General features: G+C 64.8%; 17 protein-coding genes and 1 pseudogene. 8 read left to right on the top strand and 10 right to left on the bottom strand.

What is annotated here, in order from left to right; translation table 11 throughout:
- Positions 1 to 77 precede the first annotated feature (77 nt).
- The 9 genes and pseudogenes from ACFUTU_RS07660 to ACFUTU_RS07620 form a co-directional block, all read right to left on the bottom strand.
- Positions 78 to 1,004 (bottom strand): tyrosine recombinase XerC, encoded by a 927-nt coding sequence (locus ACFUTU_RS07660; protein WP_377962832.1) that lies wholly within the window; start codon positions 1,002 to 1,004, stop codon positions 78 to 80.
- 99 nt (positions 1,005 to 1,103) lie between these two features.
- Positions 1,104 to 2,288, bottom strand: coding sequence for a DNA-processing protein DprA (gene dprA, locus ACFUTU_RS07655; protein WP_377962830.1), 1,185 nt, complete (start codon positions 2,286 to 2,288; stop codon positions 1,104 to 1,106).
- 11 nt (positions 2,289 to 2,299) lie between these two features.
- Positions 2,300 to 3,169 (bottom strand): annotated as a pseudogene (locus ACFUTU_RS07650) (YifB family Mg chelatase-like AAA ATPase); the annotation flags it as partial.
- Positions 3,170 to 3,249: 80 nt separating this feature from the next.
- Positions 3,250 to 3,420, bottom strand: coding sequence for a hypothetical protein (locus tag ACFUTU_RS07645; RefSeq protein WP_377962827.1), 171 nt, complete (start codon positions 3,418 to 3,420; stop codon positions 3,250 to 3,252).
- A gap of 10 nt (positions 3,421 to 3,430) precedes the next feature.
- On the bottom strand, positions 3,431 to 4,282 hold the full coding sequence (locus ACFUTU_RS07640) for a hypothetical protein (RefSeq protein WP_377962825.1): 852 nt from the start codon (positions 4,280 to 4,282) through the stop codon (positions 3,431 to 3,433).
- Between the two features lie 118 nt (positions 4,283 to 4,400).
- Positions 4,401 to 5,492 (bottom strand): hypothetical protein, encoded by a 1,092-nt coding sequence (locus tag ACFUTU_RS07635; protein WP_377962823.1) that lies wholly within the window; start codon positions 5,490 to 5,492, stop codon positions 4,401 to 4,403.
- 18 nt (positions 5,493 to 5,510) lie between these two features.
- Positions 5,511 to 6,704, bottom strand: a complete 1,194-nt coding sequence (locus ACFUTU_RS07630) for a GIY-YIG nuclease family protein (RefSeq protein WP_377962821.1) — start codon at positions 6,702 to 6,704, stop codon at positions 5,511 to 5,513.
- Positions 6,701 to 8,686, bottom strand: coding sequence for a DEAD/DEAH box helicase (locus ACFUTU_RS07625; protein WP_377962819.1), 1,986 nt, complete (start codon positions 8,684 to 8,686; stop codon positions 6,701 to 6,703). Before ACFUTU_RS07625 ends, ACFUTU_RS07630 begins: the two co-directional genes overlap by 4 nt.
- Positions 8,683 to 11,394: a DNA methyltransferase gene (locus ACFUTU_RS07620; RefSeq protein ID WP_377962816.1), complete on the bottom strand. Its 2,712-nt coding sequence runs from the start codon at positions 11,392 to 11,394 to the stop codon at positions 8,683 to 8,685. Before ACFUTU_RS07620 ends, ACFUTU_RS07625 begins: the two co-directional genes overlap by 4 nt.
- A 350-nt stretch (positions 11,395 to 11,744) precedes the next feature.
- Between ACFUTU_RS07620 and ACFUTU_RS07615 the strand changes: the two genes are divergently transcribed.
- Entirely contained in the window at positions 11,745 to 12,917 is a 1,173-nt protein-coding gene (locus ACFUTU_RS07615; RefSeq protein ID WP_377962814.1) for a hypothetical protein, read from the top strand.
- On the opposite strand, the gene ACFUTU_RS07610 is transcribed toward ACFUTU_RS07615, so the two are convergent.
- Entirely contained in the window at positions 12,898 to 13,389 is a 492-nt protein-coding gene (locus ACFUTU_RS07610; RefSeq protein WP_377962812.1) for a helix-turn-helix domain-containing protein, read from the bottom strand. The genes ACFUTU_RS07615 and ACFUTU_RS07610 overlap by 20 nt on opposite strands.
- A gap of 442 nt (positions 13,390 to 13,831) precedes the next feature.
- Between ACFUTU_RS07610 and ACFUTU_RS07605 the strand changes: the two genes are divergently transcribed.
- From ACFUTU_RS07605 to ACFUTU_RS07575, 7 genes are all read left to right on the top strand, one after another.
- Positions 13,832 to 14,215, top strand: a complete 384-nt coding sequence (locus ACFUTU_RS07605) for a hypothetical protein (RefSeq protein ID WP_377962810.1) — start codon at positions 13,832 to 13,834, stop codon at positions 14,213 to 14,215.
- Positions 14,216 to 14,387: 172 nt separating this feature from the next.
- Entirely contained in the window at positions 14,388 to 15,689 is a 1,302-nt protein-coding gene (locus ACFUTU_RS07600) for a hypothetical protein (RefSeq protein ID WP_377962808.1), read from the top strand.
- 58 nt (positions 15,690 to 15,747) lie between these two features.
- The gene (locus tag ACFUTU_RS07595) at positions 15,748 to 18,039 is read left to right on the top strand and encodes a phage tail tip lysozyme (protein WP_377962806.1); all 2,292 of its coding nucleotides are present in this window, start codon (positions 15,748 to 15,750) and stop codon (positions 18,037 to 18,039) included.
- 133 nt (positions 18,040 to 18,172) lie between these two features.
- Positions 18,173 to 19,153: a hypothetical protein gene (locus ACFUTU_RS07590; protein ID WP_377962804.1), complete on the top strand. Its 981-nt coding sequence runs from the start codon at positions 18,173 to 18,175 to the stop codon at positions 19,151 to 19,153.
- Positions 19,150 to 19,875: a hypothetical protein gene (locus tag ACFUTU_RS07585; protein ID WP_377962802.1), complete on the top strand. Its 726-nt coding sequence runs from the start codon at positions 19,150 to 19,152 to the stop codon at positions 19,873 to 19,875. Before ACFUTU_RS07590 ends, ACFUTU_RS07585 begins: the two co-directional genes overlap by 4 nt.
- A 73-nt stretch (positions 19,876 to 19,948) precedes the next feature.
- The gene (locus ACFUTU_RS07580) at positions 19,949 to 20,755 is read left to right on the top strand and encodes a hypothetical protein (protein WP_377962800.1); all 807 of its coding nucleotides are present in this window, start codon (positions 19,949 to 19,951) and stop codon (positions 20,753 to 20,755) included.
- The gene (locus ACFUTU_RS07575) at positions 20,752 to 21,483 is read left to right on the top strand and encodes a hypothetical protein (protein ID WP_377962798.1); all 732 of its coding nucleotides are present in this window, start codon (positions 20,752 to 20,754) and stop codon (positions 21,481 to 21,483) included. The genes ACFUTU_RS07580 and ACFUTU_RS07575 overlap by 4 nt, the downstream gene beginning before the upstream one ends.
- Positions 21,484 to 21,532 lie beyond the last annotated feature (49 nt).

Raw genomic sequence — 21,532 nt, 5'->3', positions numbered from 1 at the left:
ATCTTATTGTGCCGTACGCCGTCTAATTACGCCAGTGCAATTCGGCGCGCTGTAGAAGATTCGCCGCGCGAACGGGGCTAGGCGCGCGGGTGGGCCTGCTGGTAGCTCTTCCGCAGCCGGTCCACGGAGACGTGGGTGTAGATCTGGGTGGTGGCAAGGCTGCTGTGCCCGAGGATTTCCTGGACCGCACGAAGGTCTGCTCCGCCATCGAGCAGGTGGGTGGCGGCGGTGTGCCGCAGCGCGTGCGGCCCCGTGGCGGAGGTGTCGCCGAGAGCGTCGAACAGGACCTTCACAACGCTGCGGACCTGGCGCTGGTCCACACGCCGGCCGCGCACACCGAGGAACAGGGCCGGCCCGCTGTCCCGGACAGCCAGCTTCCCGCGCCCGCGGCGCAGCCAGTCGTCGACGGCGACAGCAGCCGGGAGCCCGTAAGGCACCGTCCGTTCCTTGTTGCCCTTGCCGAGCACGCGCAGGGTCCGGCGGTCAGGGTCGAGGTCATCGACGTCCAGGCCGGCCAGTTCACCGACCCGGACACCGGTGGCGTACAGCAGTTCAACCATGGCCCGGTCGCGCAGCGGCAGGGGATCACCGTTCTGGGCAGCCTCGTTGAGGTCGGACAGCAGGCGGGTGAGCTGCTGCTGCTGCAGCACGCCGGGCAGTGAGCTGTCGCGCTTGGGGGCCTGCAGCCGCAGCGCTGGATCGGTCTCGATGAGTTCTTCGCGCAGCGCCCAGGCGGTGAAGCTCCTCGCCGTGGCCGCGCGGCGGGCCAGCGTGGAACGGGATGCACCGGCCTCGCTCTGGCTGCCCAGCCACCGCCGCAGCGTTCCAAGTTCAAGTCCGGCAGGATCGGCGACCCCTTCGCCGGCCGCGTAGGCCAGGAGGCTGGAGACGTCAGACAGGTATGCGCGCACCGTGTGTTCGGACCGCGCCCGCTCACCCGTCAGGTACCGGCCGAAACCCGAGACTGCCCGGGCGAGGGCTGCCGGCAGTTCCTGTTTCTCCACTCCCCCACTGTGCCAGCATTTGCGGTGGAATCAGGGAACGGCGCGCTGGTCATGAAACAGCAGCCGTCCGGCGAGGGGGACAGCGCCGGACGGCAGTTTTCACGCTGACTGCCTGGTGCGCTTCCAGCCGCCTTTCTCGGACACGGCCAGCCCCAGCAGCGCCAGCCTGCCCAGGCCAGCGCGCACGGATTCAGCACCCAGGCCGGCAACGGTGCAGAGTTTCTCGACCGAGCTCGCGGACCGCAGCGGGAGCGCGTCCAGCAGGATCAGGTCCTCAAGCGTCAGGCCGTCGTGATCAGCCGCCTGACCGCCCTTTTCATCGGGCAAGGACTGGCCGCTGGGCGAGGCGAGCTCGGCGATCTCGCCGGCGTCGGTGACGCAGACGGCGCCGCCGTCGCGCAGCAGCCGATGGCAGCCCGCCGAGTTGGCACTGTGCACCGAGCCCGGAACCGCGCCGACCGCGCGGCCCAGGGTCTCCGCATGATGGGCGGTATTCAGGGCGCCCGACCGCCACCGGGCCTCCACCACCACGGTGACGGACGCAAGGGCCGCGATCAGCCGGTTGCGCTGGAGGAACCGGTAGCGGGTGGGTGCAGAGCCGGGCGGCACCTCGGCGAGGACCGCACCCTGGTTTGCCACGGCCCGCAGGAGATCCTCGTTTCCTGAGGGATAGAAGCGGTCCACGCCGCCCGCCATTACGGCGATCGTGGGCATGGCATCCGAACCGCCCGCCAGGGCCGCGCGGTGTGCATGGGCATCAATCCCGTAAGCGCCGCCTGAGACCACTGCGAATCCGCGCTGTGCCAGCGAGTACGCAAGGTCACCCGTCACGGACGCGCCATAGCTGGTGCTGTCCCGGGAGCCCACCAGGGCGACTGCCTTCGCGGCCGGCGGGAGTTCGAGCTCTACGCCCCGCCACCACAGGCAGATCGGCTGGTGCAGGCCGAGATCGTCCAGTTGCCGGGGCCACAGGCCGTCCGTCGGGATGATCATCCGGCCGCCCAGGCGCTGCATGGTGGCCAGGTCGCGTTCAGGGGCGAGGTCGGGAATCCTGGGTGCCCAGCGCTTCAGCGCGGCACCCAGGCCTGCCCAGGAGGTGACCGAACTGTGCTCAGCCAACGTCGCCGTGATGTCCCGTTCCAGCCCGGGGCCGTAACCGACTTGGCCGGTGGCAATCGCCAGGGCGTCCTCGGCTCCGGCGACATGCACCAGGGCAAGGCCCGCGACGTCCTGCGGCTCCATGAGCCTGGACAGCGCGGCGCGCGCAAGTCTGTCGTTATGCATGTGGTGTCCTTTCACGCCGCTGCCGATGCGGTCTGCCGGAGGCCCAGGGCCTGCCCGATGTCGTTCCCGTCAGGCTGTTCCCGGCCGCCGAGGTCTGCCAGGGTCCAGGCGACGCGGAGCACGCGGTCATAGCCCCTTGCCGTGAGCACGCCCCGTTCCAGGGCGTGGTCGAGGATCCTGGTTGTGGCGGATGCCAGCCTCAGTTCGCCACGCAGGATCCTCCCGGGCACCTGCGAATTGGTTTCCATGCCCAGGGGCTGCAGCCGTTCCAGCTGGCTGGCCCGGGCAGCCTGGACGCGGGCGCCGACCGTAGCGGTGTCCTCCGCTCCCCCGGACTGGCCAAAGTCCGCCAGCGATACGCGGTCCACCTGCAGCTGGATGTCCACACGGTCCAGGAGCGGCCCGGACATGCGCGACATGTACCGGCGCCGCATGAAGGGCGTGCAGGTGCACTCAATGCCCTTCCCCGAAGCCTTGCCGCAGGGACAGGGATTGGCTGCCAGGACTAGCTGGAACCGGGCGGGATAGGCCGCTGCCCCCGCAGAGCGGTGGATGACCAGCTCGCCGCTCTCCAGCGGCTGCCGGAGCGCATCGAGGACCCTGCGTTCGTATTCGGGTGCCTCGTCGAGGAACAGGATTCCGCGGTGCGCACGCGACGCCGCCCCGGGACGGGGCAACCCCGACCCGCCACCGATGATGGCCGCTGCCGTCGCCGTGTGGTGGGGATTCTCGAAGGGCGGCCGCCTCATGAGTTGAACCCCGGCGGCAGGGAGCTGGCACAGCGAATGGATTGCGGTCACCTCCATCGCCTCCGTGTCGCGCAGATCCGGAAGAAGCCCGGGAAGCCGCTCGGCCAGCATGGTCTTGCCGGCGCCGGGGGGTCTGCGACCTTAAGTACAGATGCGCGGTGAGCTGCGGTTATGTCCCAAAATAGACATCCCGGCGTGCGAGTCCTGAAGGCTCAGCTCTCGTCGAACGGCAGGCAGACGACCTCATCGCCCGGGTCTTCCGGACCTGCTGGCGGAGCCGCGCTCGGGTGGTCCTGGTACAGCGCGTCCGAGGCGCTCTGGTCGTAGGTGTCGGAGAGGCCTGTACCCTTGGTCCCGAGGACCTGCTCCCAGTTGAATCCCATACACACGACTTTATCGGCCGGTATCGAACTCGCGAAGGATTGCCTCGACGCGCGCGATGAGTTCGTCGGCGCGCTTGAGGATCTGCTCTTCGTCCTCACCTGACATCTGCCGCCGGGGGCTGGCCGGCATCGCAGTTGCAGCAGCGCGCGGTGCAGGTGCTGGCTCCGGACCGGCGAGCAGCAAGGCCGCCGCGCTGATGACTGCCGACAGCGAGGATGGATGTATGGAGCGGTAGTCGTCGATCCATCCCCAGCGGTCCACGGCTGGCAGCATGCCGATGCTGTGATGCCAGTCCGGACTGGGGTCGGGCCGCAGGTGCCGATGCACGGGGCTGTCTTCGCCGCGGCGGTGCCCCAGAGCCCGGACGGAGCCGTGCGACCACCCGCTGTTGGTGCCGATCACATCGAGCCACGACCAGGTGGCGCACGCCGGGCAGGCGTTCGGGTCCTCGGCGATGCCAATACACTGGCGCAGCTCGCGCATTCTGTCCGGCCGCAGCCCAAGTGCCCCCGCCCTGTCCAGTCCGAGGCCTCCGTGGGAGCGCGGTGCCAGCAGCACCGCAGCGAACAGCATCCGGCGCATCCGCAGCCGGAGGACCCAGTGTGTGCCTGGGTGCTGGATGATTGCCGTCCCACGCCGGATCAGCCGCTGCAGGGAGCCGGTGTCCTCCGTGTGCCCGCGCGGCCACGCGGGGGCCGCTGGAACGTCGAGAGCCAGTTGCCGGCGCAGTGTCGAGAGCACAGCCCGGGACGGCCGTACCTGCTGCGAGAAGCGCAGGAGCGCTGTCTCGTTGATCTCTCTGGCGGGCACGCCGGTGACCGAGCACCAGTCGATCCAGAGGTCGGGCAGCACCGTCATCATCTTCCAGATTCTCCCACCGCGGCCTGGTTCGCTACGAGCCTCGCCTCAGGCGCGGGTCAGGCCTGCTATTCGCCAACGCTCTCGTCCGCATAAGTCTCGATGGGCCATCCGCCCAGGCTCAGTCATCAAGACCGAAGGCAGCAGTGAGGTGCTCGATCGTAAACTGGCTGCGCATCTTTGTAGCTGTGTTCTGGTTGGCGTAGAGCCCGGTCTTCCGCACTCCCTGATCACGCGGAACGGCGCGGGTCCATTCGACCGGTACTGCCCATTCTGCATTGTCGTCGTCCTCGTCGCCGTCATGGCGATAGTTTCCTGCCAGGGCGAGGTCAGTCAACTTTGTCTGGATTCCATCTACGATGACGGTGGTTTCGTCGAATCTCTGCGCCTCGCCCGTGACAGTGCCAACTCCGACATATCCGATTTTGGGGATGTAGGTGAAGATTCGGGCACCGAGAGGCAAGTTCTTCAGCGTTTGTGAATACTTCTTGCCGCCGCCGCCCGAGACGAAGCCGTACTTCATGCCGTCGACCCATTGCCGGCCTGTTGGCTCGTCGCCAAATGAGACGTACCAGTCAGACCCGTTCCAGGGTTCACGTGTCTTGTTCTTCCGTGAGGTCGCGGCAACGGACGACTTGGCTTGTTCGCTCTGATCGACGAGCCAGCTGCGGGCAAGATACGAAGATCCGTTGTCCTGAAAATGTCTGAAGAAGACGACGTTGATGGGGACATCGAAGTCTTCATTGAGGAACCGCACGATGCGCTCGGTAGCGGCGTCAACACTGGCGGCAACGATTCTAAATTCTTGTGCAGTGTTGACCTCTTCAGGGAGAGTGTCGCCGAAACGATCGGCAAACGCTTCTTCGAGAGCAAGGCCTGGACGGTAGGTGGCGAAGATATTGTCGATCTCGCTTCGGCCAAGGGTCGCCGCCCAGGAGCCATAGTCTAGTGTTTGAGCGGCAACATCGCGGGGAGTCTTGTCGCGTTTGAGTTCGATCACGTGCAGCGACCCTGTTTCGTCCAGCGCGAGCAGATCCACGAATCCCCCATGTGCCGTCGGAACCTGTCGGCCAATGACGAGAAGCGGCTCGCCAAGCACTGACGGGTCAGACTCGATGTAGCCCTCCAACTGGGATTCCAAGCCGATTGATACCGGCACGATCCGGCCGAGTTTGCCTCCCTCGGCCCGCCACAAGCCCATCTCAACCGCCATTGGTCATTCCCTTCCTGGTTATTGTCGTTCGACGAGTTTCTTGAGCTGAGCGTCATAGACATAGTCGGTGATCTCGCCGGACATGATCATTGCGATGGTTTCGTTGATGATCTCCAGCGGTACCACGAACCACTCCGAGGGGTCGTAGTCGCGTCCCTTCCGGTCGACCTGTGTCAGGTCCAGACGCACCTCGGCAAACACGCGGTGCAAGAGGTGCTCCAGCCACGACGCGCGCACGTTGTAAAGCCGGTAGTCCGCCAGCACCTTCACGGGTGCCATCAGGTAGGTCGGCGATTTGGCTGCGTTCTTGATGCGGGTCTCGACTTTGGTGGTGGAGAAACCGATCTTGTGAAGGTCCTTCATTCCCGCGATCGGGGGGTCGTCGCTGAGCGACTGCAGCACGTAGATATGACCACTCTCTACGTCCGCGTCAAGGACCTCGTCCGCATCGCGGCCCGTCCGCGCCAGGACCTGGCCCTGCGCCTCGTACATGCGGGTCATGAGACTCTGCCTGTACATCGCCGACTCCGTGCCGTTCTCGAAGACGACGCGCAGTCGCTGCTTCTGCCTGGGCTTGCCACCGACGACCAGGTCCACGTCCTCGCCGACCTCAGCCACGAAGCACATGACGCCACTCAGCACGAAGAACACACCCTCGCGGATAAGATCCATACCAGTGAAGGGCATCAGCTTGTATGTGCCCTCGGCCAGTTCGGCGTGCTTCGCTTTGAACAGCGGCTCGAACAGGTCGAAGTCCTCGGACTTCACCCGCTGAGCAACCGAGTCCGGAGACTCGGGACGCTTGGTCACGGGCAGATCCGACACGTCGAGGATGCCGGAGTCGTCGCCGAGCAGATCGTCCAGGTCGTCACTCTCGAGAAGGTCGTCCAGCGACTCGGGCGCTGCCTCTACGGCCAGCAGATCGTACTCCGTGTCGAGGTGTTTGAGCGCTGCGATCTTCTCGTCGCTGGCGAGGATGCCATCGAGGCGGGCCCCTAGCTTCCGTTCGGCGATCTCCCGCGTCGCTGAGCTCGGCAGGCGCTCGTGCGTCCGGCGGAACTCCACGATCTCCAGGAAGGCACGTTCTAGCCGGTCGGACGAGGTGATCTTCTTGGTCTTCTCAGGCGCGTCGAGGAGCCCGTCGAGGTCGTTGTCGATGAGGTCCTGGAGGGAGGACGGTGCTGCTTCGAGGATGTCGTCGTAGTCGCTCATTCGCTCTCCACCATCTCAGTCGCGCGCTTTTCGGCTTCGAGCTTCTGCTTGGCCCGCTGGAGCCACAGCAGTGCGTCTGCATACCGCTTCTCAGTTGGGTCCTCGGCCCTCGGGTCCGGTTTCCGGCCGTTGACCTTGATCCAGTTCTTGATCCGGGGAACGAGTGCCAGCGCCTCTTCCTCGGTGAACTCGACGCGAGTGGCCGTGATCTGGTCCTGGATGATCCGGAGCACCGAGGGAGTCACCGACTTGGACATGACCTCGAAGGCGCGCTGGAACGGATTCACCGAGTCGATGAGGTTGATGTTGAGGTCGTCGATGTTGACAAACTTCTCCGCCATCTTAATGAACCGCTTGTCGCCGACTGTGCGCACTTCGCCGTTCTTGATCACGGAGTCCACGACGACCTGCTGGCGGACCTCCTCCACCTGGGCTTCGGTGAGATCCGGGTACTTCTCACGGATGATCTTGGGGATCAGCACCTTGTTGGTCGTCTCGGCGTCCACTGAGCCGGCGGCGGCCCGCGCGAAGGTGTCGTCCTGGAGGATCGTCGCCTTCAGGTCGTTCAGATCGGTCTCCACGATCTGCTTCACGCGATCGCTCGACGGCTCCTTGAAGCCCTTGATCTTTAGCTGCCCCGGCACCGCGGAATCGTCACCATCGAATTTCTTAGTCTTGAAGGTGAAGTTCTGTGCGAGTACCTGCTCCATCAGCAACGACGCCGTGATGGCCTTGAGCATATTGTTGACCGAGACCTTCACCTCACCCTGGGAGGCATCGGGCTCGGCAATGAGGTTCGTGAACTGTGCATGTTTCTTGCCGGGGCTGTCGCGGGTGACACGGCCGATGATCTGGATGACCTCGGTGAGCGATGCCCGGTACCCGACCGTGAGGGCGTGCTCGGCAAACGGCCAGTCAAAACCTTCCTTGGCCATGCCGAGGGCGATGATGATGTCGACTGCGTCGCGGTTCTTGGAGGCTGTGTGGGCCAGGTAGTGGAGGGTGTCGCCGCGCTTCTTCTGGTCGGTGTCGTCGACGAGGTCCGCGACGCGGACGATGGTTCCAGTGTCCTGCCGGCGCACGCTGATGATGCCCGTGTCGGGGTCGGTCTCTTCGACGTGGCCGATGACATCGATGATGCGGCCGATCTCCTCGAGCTTGTCCTTCGTGGATTCACCCGAGTTGACGTTCGGAATGTGGACGATAGTTTTCTTGTCGAGGTCCAGCACTTCGCCGATCGCGTCGGTGTAGCGGCCCTGGTAGAAGTGGTGGCCGATGCCGAGCGAGTGCAGGTGCTCGTAGCCATTGAGCTGGTCGTAGTAGTTGAAGGTGACGGGCATGAACTTGCCTTCGTCCTCTGGCGAGAGCACCGGGACGGAGTCCCCGCGAAAGTAGGAGCCCGTCATCGCGACGATGTGGACGTCGCTGCCGTTCATCACGTCGCGCAGGAGCGCGCCGAGGCGGCTCGACTCGATGTCCGCGGAGACGTGGTGGAACTCGTCGATCGCGAGCACCGTGCCGTTGAATGACTCCGGTGCCAGCCTCTCGAACGCGTAGCGGAGTGTCGCGTGGGTGCACACGAGCGTTGCATCGGGTCCTTGCAGGAAGCTGATGAACGCGTCGACCTTGCCGGCCGAAGAGCCAGCGTCACAGAGGTTGTGCTCCGACTTGATCTCCCAGTCTGCGAAGAAGCCGAATTTGGACAGTTCCGTCGAGGCGAAGGACGCGCCGATCGAGCGCTCCGGGACGGCCACGATGACCTTCTTGCGCCCTTGGTTGTAGAGCTTGTCGAGGGCCACGAACATCAGCGCACGCGACTTGCCTGAAGCGGGCGGGGCCTTGACGAGCAGGTGCTGCGCGTCTCGCTTCGCGAAGACTCGCTGCTGCATGTCGCGCATACCCAGCACATCCGTGTTCACCGAAGCCTTCGTTTGGGCATAGGTGACGTCAACGATGTTTATGGGCTTTTTGATCGCGTTCACTTCGCGGTCCTCCGGGTCTTCTTCACTGGGGCCCTTTCGGCCTCGGCGTTTGTCATCTCCTCATACATAGCAAAGAGGTCAGACAGTCTTTGTTCATCAGTCTCGTATCCGCGCTTGGAGTAGATCGAGTCGACCAGCGCGTCGACCTCTGCATGCGCCTGGCGAAGGTCTCCGGGCATCAGATCCGGGTCGTAGAGCTCAGCCAGCGTTCGTTCGCAGTGATACTCGCGAACGTCCAAGACCCTGAGGGCGGCGATCGTGAGACGTTCCTTGTTTGGGCGAGAAAGCGGCGGCACCGGGAAGTTGTTGTAGACAATAGTGTTGGAGTACTGAAGGTCTTCGCGCATGCGCCCTGAGACAGCGTTGACCCACGACATGTGCATTCGTGAAGTCAGCAGCGTGAACACCCATGGCTCAGCTTCATACATGACCAAAGTTTTGTTGGATCCAATGACATTGGGACCAACATAGCCAATGGGCACATAGGTGCGCCGCTGGGACGAGATGCTAGGAACGATGATCGAGTCAGAAGGCTTGTGGGCGAAATAGTAAAATCGATTCGGATATTCAGCCAAGGCCCTCGTTGACTTCTCAGTGCTTTTCAGGCGATGGGCCTTGACGCCTTCGAGCCGATGTTTGATAAAAGGCACTTTCGATGCAGCGTCCAGTTCCTCATCCGGAATGACAAGACACCATCTCGTTTTCCCCTTGATAAATTCATCAGCGCCACAAAAACCTTTAACGTACCTTTCGATTTCCGGGTGGGCGGAGATCAGATCTTCTCTTTCCTGGTCACTCAAGATCAAGTTCCCGCCGTCATTCGGCATTGATCCATAACCAAGTCGCGGTAAGTGCGCAGACAAGGGAGCGCTTCGGCGACCGAGCCACAAATCTGGCCCATCTGCAAGGTAGGGGTTGATCCGTTTGGCATCAAGTCGAATCTCGTCGCTGAAGATGTACTTTGGTTCGGAAGAGATGTTGCGAAGTCCTATAACAGCACAGGTGACGCCTGCGGAATTTTTGGCATGGTTGGACCACTTGAAGGATGTGTAGGCGTAACCGATCTCAAGTTCAGTACCGAGTACCTGCGGCCAGAGAATCCCGACTTGCTCGCCTTGCGAGATGGAATTTGTCGTGACGAACGCTAGCTTCGTGGCAGTGCCACGGATATAGTCGGCACCCTTGATTAGCCATGCAGATACATAGTCGAGGCTCTTGTACTTCTTCGTGACCGTCGCAAGATCCTTCTTCTGCTCGGCCGATTGATTGCGACTGCCCAAATACGGCGGGTTTCCCAATAGATAAATCTCGGAAACGCGATCGTTCGGGCAGACGGCCTCCCAGTCCGCCGTGATCGCATTACCAGCCTGGATCTGTCCGGCTTCCTTCAACGGGATCAGCGGGATTGAGAGATTGAACTTATCCTTGAACTCGGCATTCATCTGGTGTTTAGCGATCCAAAGCGAGAGGATCGCGACCTCGACGGCAAAATCGTCGATTTCCAGTCCGTAGAAGTGTTCGATGCTGATCTTAGACTCGGCGTACAGCATCTGATGCTTCGGATCGATCTCGAAAAGGCGTTCAAGGATCGCGTGTTCCAGCCGACGCAGTTCCTTGTAGGCGATGACGAGGAAGTTTCCCGACCCACAGGCAGGGTCGAAAACCTTGATCGCGCTGATGCGGTCGAGCAGCGCTTCAAGTTTCTTGACGGAATCGAACCCCGAATCGAGCTGTTCCTTTAAGTCATCGAGGAACAGTGGCTCGATGGTTTTGAGGATGTTCGGCACTGACGTGTAGTGCTGGCCCAGGTCGCTGCGCTTGCCCGGGGTGACGATCGCCTGGAACATCGAGCCAAAAATGTCCGGATTGATGTCCCTCCAGATCAGCGTGCCGGACTCAATCAGCAGGTCGCGGGCCCTTTTCGTGAACTGCGGCACCACATGCTCTGGTGCCATCGTGAACAGTCGGCCGTTGACGTACGGGAACCCGGCTAGGTGCTTGGGTTTGTCCTCGACCTCTTCGGTGTCGAGGGCCGTGAACAGATCGGTCAAGAAGTCTGCGACGTCCGATCCGTCGGCTTGGGTGTGGGAGCCGACGGCGTTGGTGAACCCGGCCTCATCGAAGATTCCAGTGTCTTCGGCGAAGAAGCAGAACAGCAGCCGGGTGAAGAACACGTTGAGCGCATGACGCCCCAGCGCCATGTCGAACATTTCTGGGTTCGCCGCCAGCAGCTCATCGAAAAGCTTGCCCATCCGCTCGGCAGCTTTGACGTCTGCATGCGCCTCGGAGACGAACTGCGCCTTCTCCATCCCGGCCCAAGGCAGGAAGAACGTGAAGTGCTGGTCGATGTCCCGGAGCGGGATCAACAGGTTCTCGCCGGTCTTCGTGTCGATGGCCAGCAGTTCTGTGTAGTCAGTGACGATCACGAAGCGGGTGTTGTACCGGACGACCAGCGGTGAAGTCTTGAGTTCCTCGATGACTGCGAGAGGATCACCGATCGTCTCCTTGAAATAGACGACGTTCTTCTGCGCCACTTCTGTGGAGGGGTCAGCGGCAACGTTGAGGGAACCATTGCGCAGCCTGGTCACGTTGCCCTGGGGCTTGCCGTAGGCCAGCAGCAGGCTGAAAATGAACTCGCGGTCGTAGGATTCACGGCCTCCAAGCGGGGCAACGCGTTCCTCGACGGCTTTCAGGTTGAGCTTCACCATTAACGGGCTTCCTCCGCGAACGTGTTCTTATCGTGGGCCGTCAGTCTCTTGGTGGCTATGCACGTGCCTCGGGGGCAGGCTGAAAGACCGTCGGTCCACGGTTTACACACGTTGTTACTCCTTACGCGGCAGGGCGGAGGCGCACTGCCTCCTCGTGATCTTATCCGGGACCTGACCGCGGTTGATTTTCCCTCACCGCGTCACGCGACGGCAGTCTTCATCCATGGCCTGATAAGCGCACTTACCAGAGACCCGGTTCAAAGCCGCTCCGTCGATCGCGGGTATGGGGAATCGCCGCTGACAGACCATTGCGACTTGGATTCTCGGGCCAGTGAGTCGAGACTGGAGTCATGGCAGCACAGGTGAGGCTTGCAGCGCTCAGCGCTCCCACGGTCCCGCCTGAACCGGAGGTGGACGACGAGCTGCGCGAGCTCGAAGAAATTTCGCGTTCCCTGGAGGGACACACCCTGTCTGCTGCCACCCGGCGCGCCTACGACACGGCGTGGCGTTCTTTCGGGGACTTCTGTAGTGGCCACGGACTGGAGGCACTGCCTGCGCATCCGGAAACCGTGCGCTGGTACGTCGCCTGGATGTCCACTCAGCTCGATGATGACGGGCTCCCGCGGTTCTCCGTGGCGACGATCCGCCAGCGCCTGGCCGGTATCGGCGAGAGGCACCTGCGCGGGGGACTTCTGGATCCCACGGCCCACCGCGGCGTCGTGGATCTTGTGCGCGGGCTGGCCAAGCTGAGGGCCACCAGGCCCCGGCGCAAGCGCCCACTGCTTCTGGATGACGTGGTCCGGATCATCACGGCGATGGAACACGACACATATCCGGCAGGCGTATCTGCTACCAGGGACGCTCTGGCGGTGTGGCTCGGGTTCGCAGGGGCCCTGCGCAGGAGCGAGGCTGCGGCCCTGACGCTGAACCGGCTCGAGCTGCACCCGGTCGATGGTGTCCACGTTCATGTGGGGGCCTCGAAGGCCGACCCGGAAAACGCGCTGCCGGACGTGGTCGTGCTGCCCTTCGGGAGCTCGCCGGCCTCCTGTCCCCCGTGCGCGGTACACCGCTGGGTTGCGCTGCTCGGGCTTGCCCGGCAGGACGACGCACGTACGCGGCGTCGCGCCATTATGCAGCAGCTATTCTCCTACGGCCTCGAGGAGCACGTCTGCGGGATCACTGACTCGACAGCGCTCATCAGCAGCGCCGACCTGGCCTCGGGCGCGCCACTGCTCCGTGCGACGTACCGCAACAGGAAGGACGCCCGGATCCATCCACGGGCGGTGAGCGGCGACGCGCTGCACACGATGCTGCTCTCTCGGATGGTCGAGGCAGGGATGAATCCAGCCGCCTACGGCTTCCACTCGCTCCGGGCCGGGCATGTCACCCAGGCGCGGCGCAACGGTGCGGGTACGGAGGAGATCATGCGCGCCGGCCGCTGGAGCCGGGCAGCGACGGTGGACGTCTACGACCGCGAGTTCAATCCTGCGGTACGCAACAGCGTCATGCGTCTGGGGTTGTAGCCCCTTCGATGCCGGGGGCAAACCGGTGCCCGTGCTGGTCGTCCTCTTCGACCGGAACGCGGGCGTCGATGCTTTCCAGGAGGCGGAAGTCGACGACGCCTTTGAGTTGCGCACCGCCGCCGAGCACCTGAATGGCCTTGGAGAGCCGCAGCACCTCCAGCCTGTTCTTTTCCCATTCGCGCTGGGCCGCTGCGAGGTCAGCGAGGTATTGCTGCAGCTGGGCCTCGCTCTCTGCCTCCGGATCCTCGGCGACCAGGATCGCCAGGGGGACGTCCAGGGCCTTGGAGGCGGCGACCGCCTCATCCAAGCGGACGGCGCGGATCTGCTGTTCTATCCGGGTTACCGCCGAAGGATCGACGTTCGTTCCTAGAATCTCGGCGATCCTGCGGGCCAGCTCAGCCTGGCTGATGCCCAGGCGCTCCCTCTCCTGTCGCAATCGGCGGGCGAAGAGGTCTCCGGGCAAAGCATTCATCTGGTTTGGGCTCCTGGTCGGGTACATGGGCGCGAAGGGCTCAGCAAGAAGCGTATGCCGAGCCGTGCCGGAGCCGCACACCGCGCGCCCCGTCATGTGAAATCTACACGTTTTTGAGCAGAACGTCAGTCATTGCGCCAACACCTCGTTTGTGCTGGTCTTCGAGCACATTCCGGACTGGTATCGGACTCATCGTCGATACGACTATGACTGATGACTCGAATGATGTAGATTGGTCACTGAAGATGTGCACGTATACGAGTCCCTAGAGAGGGGTCGGCGGCATGATTGCAGGCTGTTCTTCCCGCTCGACGGGGACTTACGTCGCATCGGAAGAGACCATTGATAGGGCACTATGCTCTGTCTAGGCGAATAGGTTGTGCCAGTCGCCTCGTGACTCATGTCATGCAAGCGACCATTCGATAGGCGAGAGGAAAGAACCATGACCAAGATTTACGAGGTGGCACTCGAGCGGGTTGCCCTGCCCACCGCGGCCTGGGACCTGACGAGTTTCCTGGAGAACGCGAAGTCCCAGATCCAGCTCTGGGGCGGGCTGCTGCTCATGCTCCTGGGTGCGGTCGGACTGGTCTGGGGCGGCGTGCTCCTGATCAAGAAGCTGATGGCCACCCCGCAGTCCGCGGGCCAGCAGCAGGGATGGGGCACCATCGCCCTGCTCATCCTGGTCGGCGGCGCGCTCGGCACCGGCGGGTGGTCGCTGATCAACACCATCGGCTCCGGCGGCCAGAAGACCCTCGAGGACCTCGGCGGCGGATCGGTCCTCGTGCAGACGGTCGGCCACGCACTGACCAGCGGCGTCCTGGGCTAGGCCCGGCGCGGCAGGAATCAACGGCCGGGCACACAAAGCGTCGACGGACCGCACCGGGTCGGTTGAGGTCACCAGGCCTCAACCGGCCCGGTGCGTCGTTTCCGGGGTCGGACGACGGCGCTGACGACGAGCAGGACAGGCAGAGCAAGGAACAGGACGAACGGGAACGGACATGGGGATCAAGGACAAGGCGCTGGCCTTTGGCAAGCGGTTCAAGCTCGACTCGCACCACGCAATCGAGCGCTTCGGGGTGTTCTTCGGCATCTTCGCGGTGATGGGGCTGGTCGTGGTGGCCGGCTCGGGTGCCGCCGCCTTCAAGGCGGGCAGTGACGCGGTGTCGCACACCGCGCTCTACAACACCGAGTTCACCTCCTCGAAGACCCAGCTCAAGGGCGCGGTCGACGGGGTTTACACCAATCACACCGGCAACAGGGCACTGGTCATGATGCACTTCCCCGCCAGCGCGGCGATCTCGTACAACGCGGCGGACTACCAGGCCTTCCTGCTGGGCACCAACGACAAGCTGCAGACCGAGAAGGTCAGCACCAGTGGAATCAGGGGCACCTTCCACGTCTTCGGCTCGACCGGTTACGTCGGGGTCCTCCTGGACGCGGACCGGCCCTTCGACCGGCAGGTGCTCAACCTGACCGTCCGCGCGAACGCCGAGCTGACGTACGACGAGCGGCAGCAGAGCAAGGACGACCAGGTCGTGGGCGACTCGAGCTTCAAGAAGTACGACCAGTGGCGCGTGATCATCAACCCTGGCGCGTCGGGCACCACCGACATCCCGGCCCTGGACGCGGCCAGCTTCGACCCGGCCCGGGCCTACTACGACGTCGTACTGAAGACCCAGGAGCAGCAGACGCGCGACAAGCTCGACCAGAAGCTGCTCGCGATGCGCACGAGCCTGAAGCAGGTCGAGTCGTACACCTCCGACCTGGCGACCACCAAGGTCGATGGGCTCTTCCTCCGTCCGCCGGCCGTTCCGACCTCCATCGCCGGTGACCAGGTGGCTGGTGCCTCGAAGGCCGAGGCCAAGGACGGGAAGGCGACGCTGGAGCTGAAGACGGTCCATGTCGTGCCCGGCGGGTTCGACTTCAACTGGCGCGCGGGCAACGTCTATGACGGCTACCTCGACACGCTCGTGCCGGCCGGTAAGGGCTATGTGCAGTTCCTCGCCGACAAGCGCGCCGAGGGCAGCGACAGCACGAGCCAGCAGGTCTCGGACATGAGGTGGGTCCTCTCCGATGGCACCGACTTGAAGAAGGACTACCGGTCCTCCGACGTGACGATGCGCCCGCTGACGAATGTGATGAACAACCTTTCCCAGGCCTACCAGGACTACGGCAAGGCCAAGTCGGAGTACCAGTCTGGGCTCCTGCTCGAGCTGCTCGGCCTGGACGTGAAGCTGCGCGATGTGCAGTCTAACAGCACTGCGAACTCGGCCGGGGACTTCCTGACCGTCTATCACTGAGCGCGCTCCAAGGAGCGGGCAGTTACTACCCAGGCATCGAGCCGGAAAGGACAAGCTTATGGCCATCGACAAGCCGACGCGGCGGGATGACCCGGCCCGACGCGCTGCATCGCCCCGCGGGGACCGCAGGTCCGCCGACGGGGGTGCGAAGGAGGAGTCGCAGCCCCCTCGTCGTGAGGGGTCCGGCGCACACCGCGCCGGACCCCGCACCGGACCGGCCTCCGCTCCCTCCCCGTCCGGGGATTCAGCCAAGAGCCTCCCGAAAACCCCGGGCCCCTCCCCCGCGCCGCAGCCCGTGGGCCCGACGCCTGCGGGCCGCGGGTCGAAGAGTCTGGGAGCAGCATCGAACCCGGACGCAGGTGCTGCCGCTGGCAAGGCTGCGTGCGCGGCCGGTACAGCCAGCAAGACCAGCACGGCTGCCAAGGCTGCGAAGAGCCTCGACGGTGTCGCCGCCGGGGCGGCCGGGGGAGCCGCCCGCAAGGCAGTCGAGGGTGACGGCAGCAGCGCGGTCCGCCGCGGTGCCGGCCGGTACGCGGGTGCGGCTGCTTCGGGAGCTGTCGCCGGGGCGCAGGCAGGAGCCGCGGCCGGCGGTGTCGGCGCGCTGCCCGGGGCAGCGGTCGGTGCTGCCAAGAACGTGGGCCTGGAGACCGGCAAGGACGTTGTCGACGGTGCATCCAAGGTCACCGGCGGGAGTCCGGACGCCGAGCCTGCGGACAAGCGGCTCGGTGCCGGGGGTACCGGCTACGAGCGGACCTCGCAGAACGAGAAGGACGGCCAGCTGCTGTCCAAGACCGCCAAGGGTGTCGCCGTCGGCGGCACCGCGGCGGCTGCTCCCCCGGCCGCGGGGCTTCTCATGGTCATGGCATTTCTGAAGTGGCTCAAGACCATGTTCTTTGCGATGCTCGCGATGGCCGCCAACGCGGCCAGCATGATCTGGGGCTTCGTCCTCGGGATCGCCAAGGCGGTCGGGCACACGATCGCCGCGCCGTTCATCGCACTGGGAGGGCTGGTCGGCAAGGCGGCAGGAGCCGTGTTCGGGGTGACCGTGACGGCCACCGTCGCCCCTGCGGCCACGGCCGCATCCGGGGTGGCTGCAACCGTTGCCGCGGTGGCTGTGCTCAGCACGGTCCTCACGGGCGTGCTCGACCAGACCGGCCTCGATGGCGGCCGCGGCTCGACCATGACCAACTGCATCGTCAACGTCAGCCGCAACGGCCCCGGCGCTGATGTCCCGGCGAACACCGAGGCGAACGCCCGAGCGGTCTACTCCGTGCTGAAGACCTGGGGCATGCCCGAGGAGAACATCGCGGGCATACTGGGCAACTGGTCACAGGAGTCGGGCGTGGACCCCACCAGCGTGGAGGGCATCTACAACGAGCCGTACCAGATCGGCCCGCGCAAGCAGACCGCCTGGGACGGGAACTTCACGCACATTCCGGGCCAGTCGCACGGCGGCATCGGCTTGGGCCAGTGGTCGAACGGGCGCACCACGATCCTCCTGGACTACGCCAAGTCCAAGAACCTGGACTGGTACACCGTCAAGGCCCAGCTGGCCTTCATGGTGGAGGGCGATAGCCCGGGTGACGTGTCCGTGTTCAAGGACATGATCAAAACCTCGCAGGGCTCTCCCTCTGCTGCTGCACAGCACTTCCATGACAAGTGGGAGCGCTCGGCCGACAATGCCTCGCAGCTGCAGGAGCGCAAGGCCGATGCCGAGATGTGGTTCGGCAAGATGAGCGGCTGGACCGTCGACACCTCGGTCGTGGGCGGGGTCGAAGACATTGTGGGCGGCATCGTTGACACGGTCGGCAGCGGGGTCCGCTCCATCTTCGGCAACTGCGACAGCGACACCAAGGTGCGTCCGGGCAGTCTCGTCGACGGCGGCATGGACGAGGAGCAGGCCCGGCAGTTGATCGACCTGTACAACCAGGAGGGTGACAAGTTCCTGGACGACAAGTACGGCGCTGGCGGACCGGGCTCCTGCGGCGACAACCACGCCATGAACTGCGTGTCGTTCTCGGTGTACTTCATGAACAAGTACACCTCGTTCCAGCAGTACCCGCCGGGCGACGGCATCCAGACGGCGCACGCAATCGCGTCCATGACGGGCAAGCAGGTCTCGAGCACTCCGACGGCGTACTCGGTCGGCTCCGGGCCGGGCACGGGGTCCGCCGGCCACACCCTCGTGGTGCTGGGCGTGCAGGGCGACAAGGTCATCCTCGGTGAGGCCGGTTACTGCGCGTTCATGGGCCGGGTGCGCGTCGACAGTGCGGAGCGGATGAAGTCCGAGGGGTGGGTGTTCGTCGACGTCACGGACCTCATCGCCACGGGCGGCAAGCTGCCGGCGTAGCCGGTGGAAGCAGGGCCGGTGTCCGGATGATCCGGGCACCGGCCCTTTCTGCGTCCTGATCCACCCGCAGTGATCTCTCGAATGGCATAACTCGTTATTGAATGACCATTACCGATAGACTTGGGAGTCATATATGAGGACAACGCGAGAAGGGGCGGGCATCGTGACGAGTGCGGACCAAGAGGCGCGCGGCAGGGCCGGCGACACGGCCGTAGACAAGGACGGCGGCGGCACGCCGAAGAGGCTGAAGGCCCCTGCCACCCGCAGGCGGGTCAGCGGGGTCGAACTTGAGGCCCGTTTCGAGGACTGGCGCTCCGGGCGGCGCGGAGAGCGGCAGGTACGCACCCCGGAGGAATCGGCGCGGCGGACGCGCCTGGTTTTGAGCGCCGCTATGGGCGTGGCGATCCTCGGGCTGGCGGCAGCCGCGGGAGTGAGCGGCAAGAGCTTCGAGGCCGAGCACGCAGCAAACGCCGACCGGATCACCTCCCTCCAGTCCCAGGTCGAGGACGCCAAGGCGACGCCCGTCGCCACGGACCTGTCCGGGAAAATGACGCAGCTGACGGAGGCCGCCGCGAGGGACGCCCGGAAGGTCGCCGAGGCCCAGCAGCGCTTCGCGCAGCTGCATCACGAGGCGGCGACACAGCCCACCGCAGGCAACGGTACGCCGAACGCGGCGACGCTGCAGATCGCCGAACACCGCCGGACGCTGGCCCCGCTGTTCAGCCCGCGCTCGTTTCTGACCGACGAGAAGGGGGCCTACTCCTGGACCTCTGTGACGCCGTTCGACCCAAACACGCAGATCGATCCGCGGTTTCCCTGGTACGTGCGCTACGAGGGACTGAAGGCTTCCTCCCCGGATGCCTACGCCTGGTCGGTCGAGTCAGTAATGCCGGACCTCGCGGCCCAGGACGAGACGGGTACCACACGCACGGCCCGGGCGGTCTGGCTGTGCCGGGACACTGAGGACGGACAGGTGCTGGCGTGGGCAAGCGCGGTCTACACCTACGACGGGAAGGCCGGAACCTTCGATGCGCTCGAGGTTGTTGTGACCGCCGCCGGCGCGGCCCATCAGCAGGATGCATCGGCGACGGGCAACGGAAGCGGAGAGGGTTGATCATGCAGGACCAGCAGATGGACGGCACGGACGAAACGGCAGCGCCGGGGCCCGGCTTTGTGCGGCGCAACGCACTCGTGGTGGCCGTCGCGGCCCTGCTCGTCACCACAGCTACGGTTACCGGTCTGACCTGGGGGTCCCAGCGCAGCGCGCTCGATGCACAACAGCAGACGATCACCGGCCTGCAGGGCCAGCTCGTCTCGGCCACAGCCGCGAGGTCTGAGCAGATCGGGCAGGACATCCTGGAGTCGCTCGGCGTGAGCCAGAGCCGGATCCACGATGACAAGCAGATCGTGGACCGTCTGGTGAAGACGGCGTTCACCTGGGACTCCGGCCAGGCCTATGAAGCCGCCCGCCAGGACCTGAAGGAGCGCTACCACCTCTCCGAAGACGAGCAGTTCCTTAAGCAGTTCATGCCGCCGGCGCGCTTCAACGAGGACACCTCGGGAAAGCGCTATTACTTCATCGACACGCAAGGACTGAACTCGACGGTCAATGCCGACACGGAACTGGAGGTCGTGAAGGTCACCGCGGACGAGTACAGGTACGCGGCCCAGGTCGAAGTCGCAGGCACGTCCGACGCGGTCTCGCAGAACAAGGTGGCCCCGGACCGGATCAAGTCGTATCGGACCGTGCTGGTGTACCTTACCGTCGACGCGCAGGGGAAGGTCTCGGGCTTGTCGGCCATTCCCGCTGGCGGCTCGACTCGCCATTCTCGATGATTCGACTCCCTTTCGACTCATCTTCTTGATAGAGTTGTACTGATATTCGAGACGAAGAGCGAGTTGAGGGGCAATGGCATCGACAAAGATCGACGAGTCGGGCGTGCAGGCTGACAAGCCTGTCCGCAAGACCCGGTTCGTGGCCACGCCGGACGCCGGTGCGGCACCGGGCGACGCCGACCCCACCAGGGACGGAAAAGTCCCGGGAGCACTGATGAGCCGCCGGGCGGCGATCGGCGGGGTGTGCATGGGTGCGGCCGCACTGCTCTGCTTCGTGCTCGGCGCAGGTCTCTCTGGCGGCGAGGCCACCGTCAGCCACGACAAGGCACAGCAGATCGTCTCCCTGCACGAGCAGATCCGCACTGCCCAGGTGCGCGCCGACGCTCTCCCGGCAGCCAAGGACGCCGACCGCGCTCTGGTCACGGCACAAGGAGCTGCGGAACAGATTGCCCGGCTGCAGAACGAGTACCGCTACCTGACCCCATCGGTGGCGGACTCAGGCGGGAAGCTGGACCAGGCTGCCGCCGAGCCGACGCGCCGGAACCTCACTCCCTACTTCGCCCCCGACGTCGGGCAGGCGACGCTCCAACCCTGGTATCTGCTGGCCTCCGACAAGGACGTCGCCGCGGGCAACGAGATTCCGATGAGCTTCGACTCCGGCTTCCAGTGGGTCGCCCAGCGCCCCTACTCGGTCGAGGTGGACGGCACGATCCGGGTCACCTGGCTGGCGGTGCAGACCCGCCCGGCGGCCGGGCAGTCTCCGGCGGTGCTGGGCTGGGCCCGGGCCGATTACGACATGACCCGGAAGAGCTTCTCCGGGGTTCAGACCGGCACGACGACTACGGGCGAGGCCCTGCGGCAGGAGGTGAAGGCACCGTGATCGAGGACGTGAAGGACTGGGCGCGCGCGAGGGCCGGGAAGGTCTTGGTCTGCAGCACAGGAGGGCTGCTGGCGCTGTCGCTGTTCTCCCTGGCCCCGGCACTCCTGGCCGACGGTTCGGCGGACGCCGACGCGAAGGCCAACCAGCTCATCGTCCAGCTCCAGGGCAAGCAGGAGGACGCGCAGGCGGCACTTGAGACCAAGCACGGCCGGCTGCTGGCCGACCTGCCGGGAATGGATGCCGAACGGGCCGACCGGGACCGGGCCGCAGCGCGCTCGGTGCTGCTGAGCCTGACGGATTCCTCGGCCGCCTCGCGGACCGTCAAGGAGACGCAGACCGCTCTTGATGCCCGGTACGGGTTTCTCGGGACCTCATCCCGGACTCTCACGGAGTTTATCCCGGAGTGGATGGCAGCGACCGGTGCCGGACAGGGCGCGGGGACGGCTTACCAGCTGGGCGACTTCGACGTCGACGTTGCCTCGGTGAAGGGCCTGGACTACTCCTACATCGGAGTGGCGCGCCTGGACCCGGTTTCCGCCGACGGCAAGTCCACGGCCAAAAGTGAGTACGTGGTCTTCACCTTCGCCACCGGACAGGACGGCACGGTCACCTCGTACGAGGCGTACCGGGCCTCGGGCCGGACGCGGGACCAGCTTGCCGCGCCGAGACTCCCTGCCTCTGCTTCACCGACCGAGACCGCCAGCCCCGGACCCAGCCACAGCGGCTGACCCGGCGGCGCGCCCGCACAGACACGACACGACAACAACGAAGGACGAG

The sequence above is a fragment of the Arthrobacter sp. NPDC057388 genome (genome assembly GCF_042668165.1).
Taxonomy (GTDB): Bacteria; Actinomycetota; Actinomycetes; order Actinomycetales; family Micrococcaceae; genus Arthrobacter.
The sequence above is the reverse complement of the archived record's forward strand: the minus strand, read 5'-3'. Positions and strand labels throughout refer to the sequence as shown.

Excerpts from the sequence above, each read along its gene's own strand:
- ACFUTU_RS07615 (WP_377962814.1), top strand. The coding sequence starts at position 11,745 with ATGGCAGCACAGGTGAGGCTTGCAGCGCTCAGCGCTCCCACGGTCCCG.
- ACFUTU_RS07600 (WP_377962808.1), top strand. The coding sequence starts at position 14,388 with ATGGGGATCAAGGACAAGGCGCTGGCCTTTGGCAAGCGGTTCAAGCTC.
- ACFUTU_RS07605 (WP_377962810.1), top strand. The coding sequence starts at position 13,832 with ATGACCAAGATTTACGAGGTGGCACTCGAGCGGGTTGCCCTGCCCACC.
- ACFUTU_RS07610 (WP_377962812.1), bottom strand. The coding sequence starts at position 13,389 with ATGAATGCTTTGCCCGGAGACCTCTTCGCCCGCCGATTGCGACAGGAG.
- ACFUTU_RS07580 (WP_377962800.1), top strand. The coding sequence starts at position 19,949 with ATGGCATCGACAAAGATCGACGAGTCGGGCGTGCAGGCTGACAAGCCT.
- ACFUTU_RS07645 (WP_377962827.1), bottom strand. The coding sequence starts at position 3,420 with ATGGGATTCAACTGGGAGCAGGTCCTCGGGACCAAGGGTACAGGCCTC.
- dprA (WP_377962830.1), bottom strand. The coding sequence starts at position 2,288 with ATGCATAACGACAGACTTGCGCGCGCCGCGCTGTCCAGGCTCATGGAG.
- ACFUTU_RS07635 (WP_377962823.1), bottom strand. The coding sequence starts at position 5,492 with ATGGCGGTTGAGATGGGCTTGTGGCGGGCCGAGGGAGGCAAACTCGGC.
- ACFUTU_RS07630 (WP_377962821.1), bottom strand. The coding sequence starts at position 6,704 with ATGAGCGACTACGACGACATCCTCGAAGCAGCACCGTCCTCCCTCCAG.
- ACFUTU_RS07595 (WP_377962806.1), top strand. The coding sequence starts at position 15,748 with ATGGCCATCGACAAGCCGACGCGGCGGGATGACCCGGCCCGACGCGCT.
- ACFUTU_RS07640 (WP_377962825.1), bottom strand. The coding sequence starts at position 4,282 with ATGATGACGGTGCTGCCCGACCTCTGGATCGACTGGTGCTCGGTCACC.
- ACFUTU_RS07590 (WP_377962804.1), top strand. The coding sequence starts at position 18,173 with ATGAGGACAACGCGAGAAGGGGCGGGCATCGTGACGAGTGCGGACCAA.
- ACFUTU_RS07620 (WP_377962816.1), bottom strand. The coding sequence starts at position 11,394 with ATGGTGAAGCTCAACCTGAAAGCCGTCGAGGAACGCGTTGCCCCGCTT.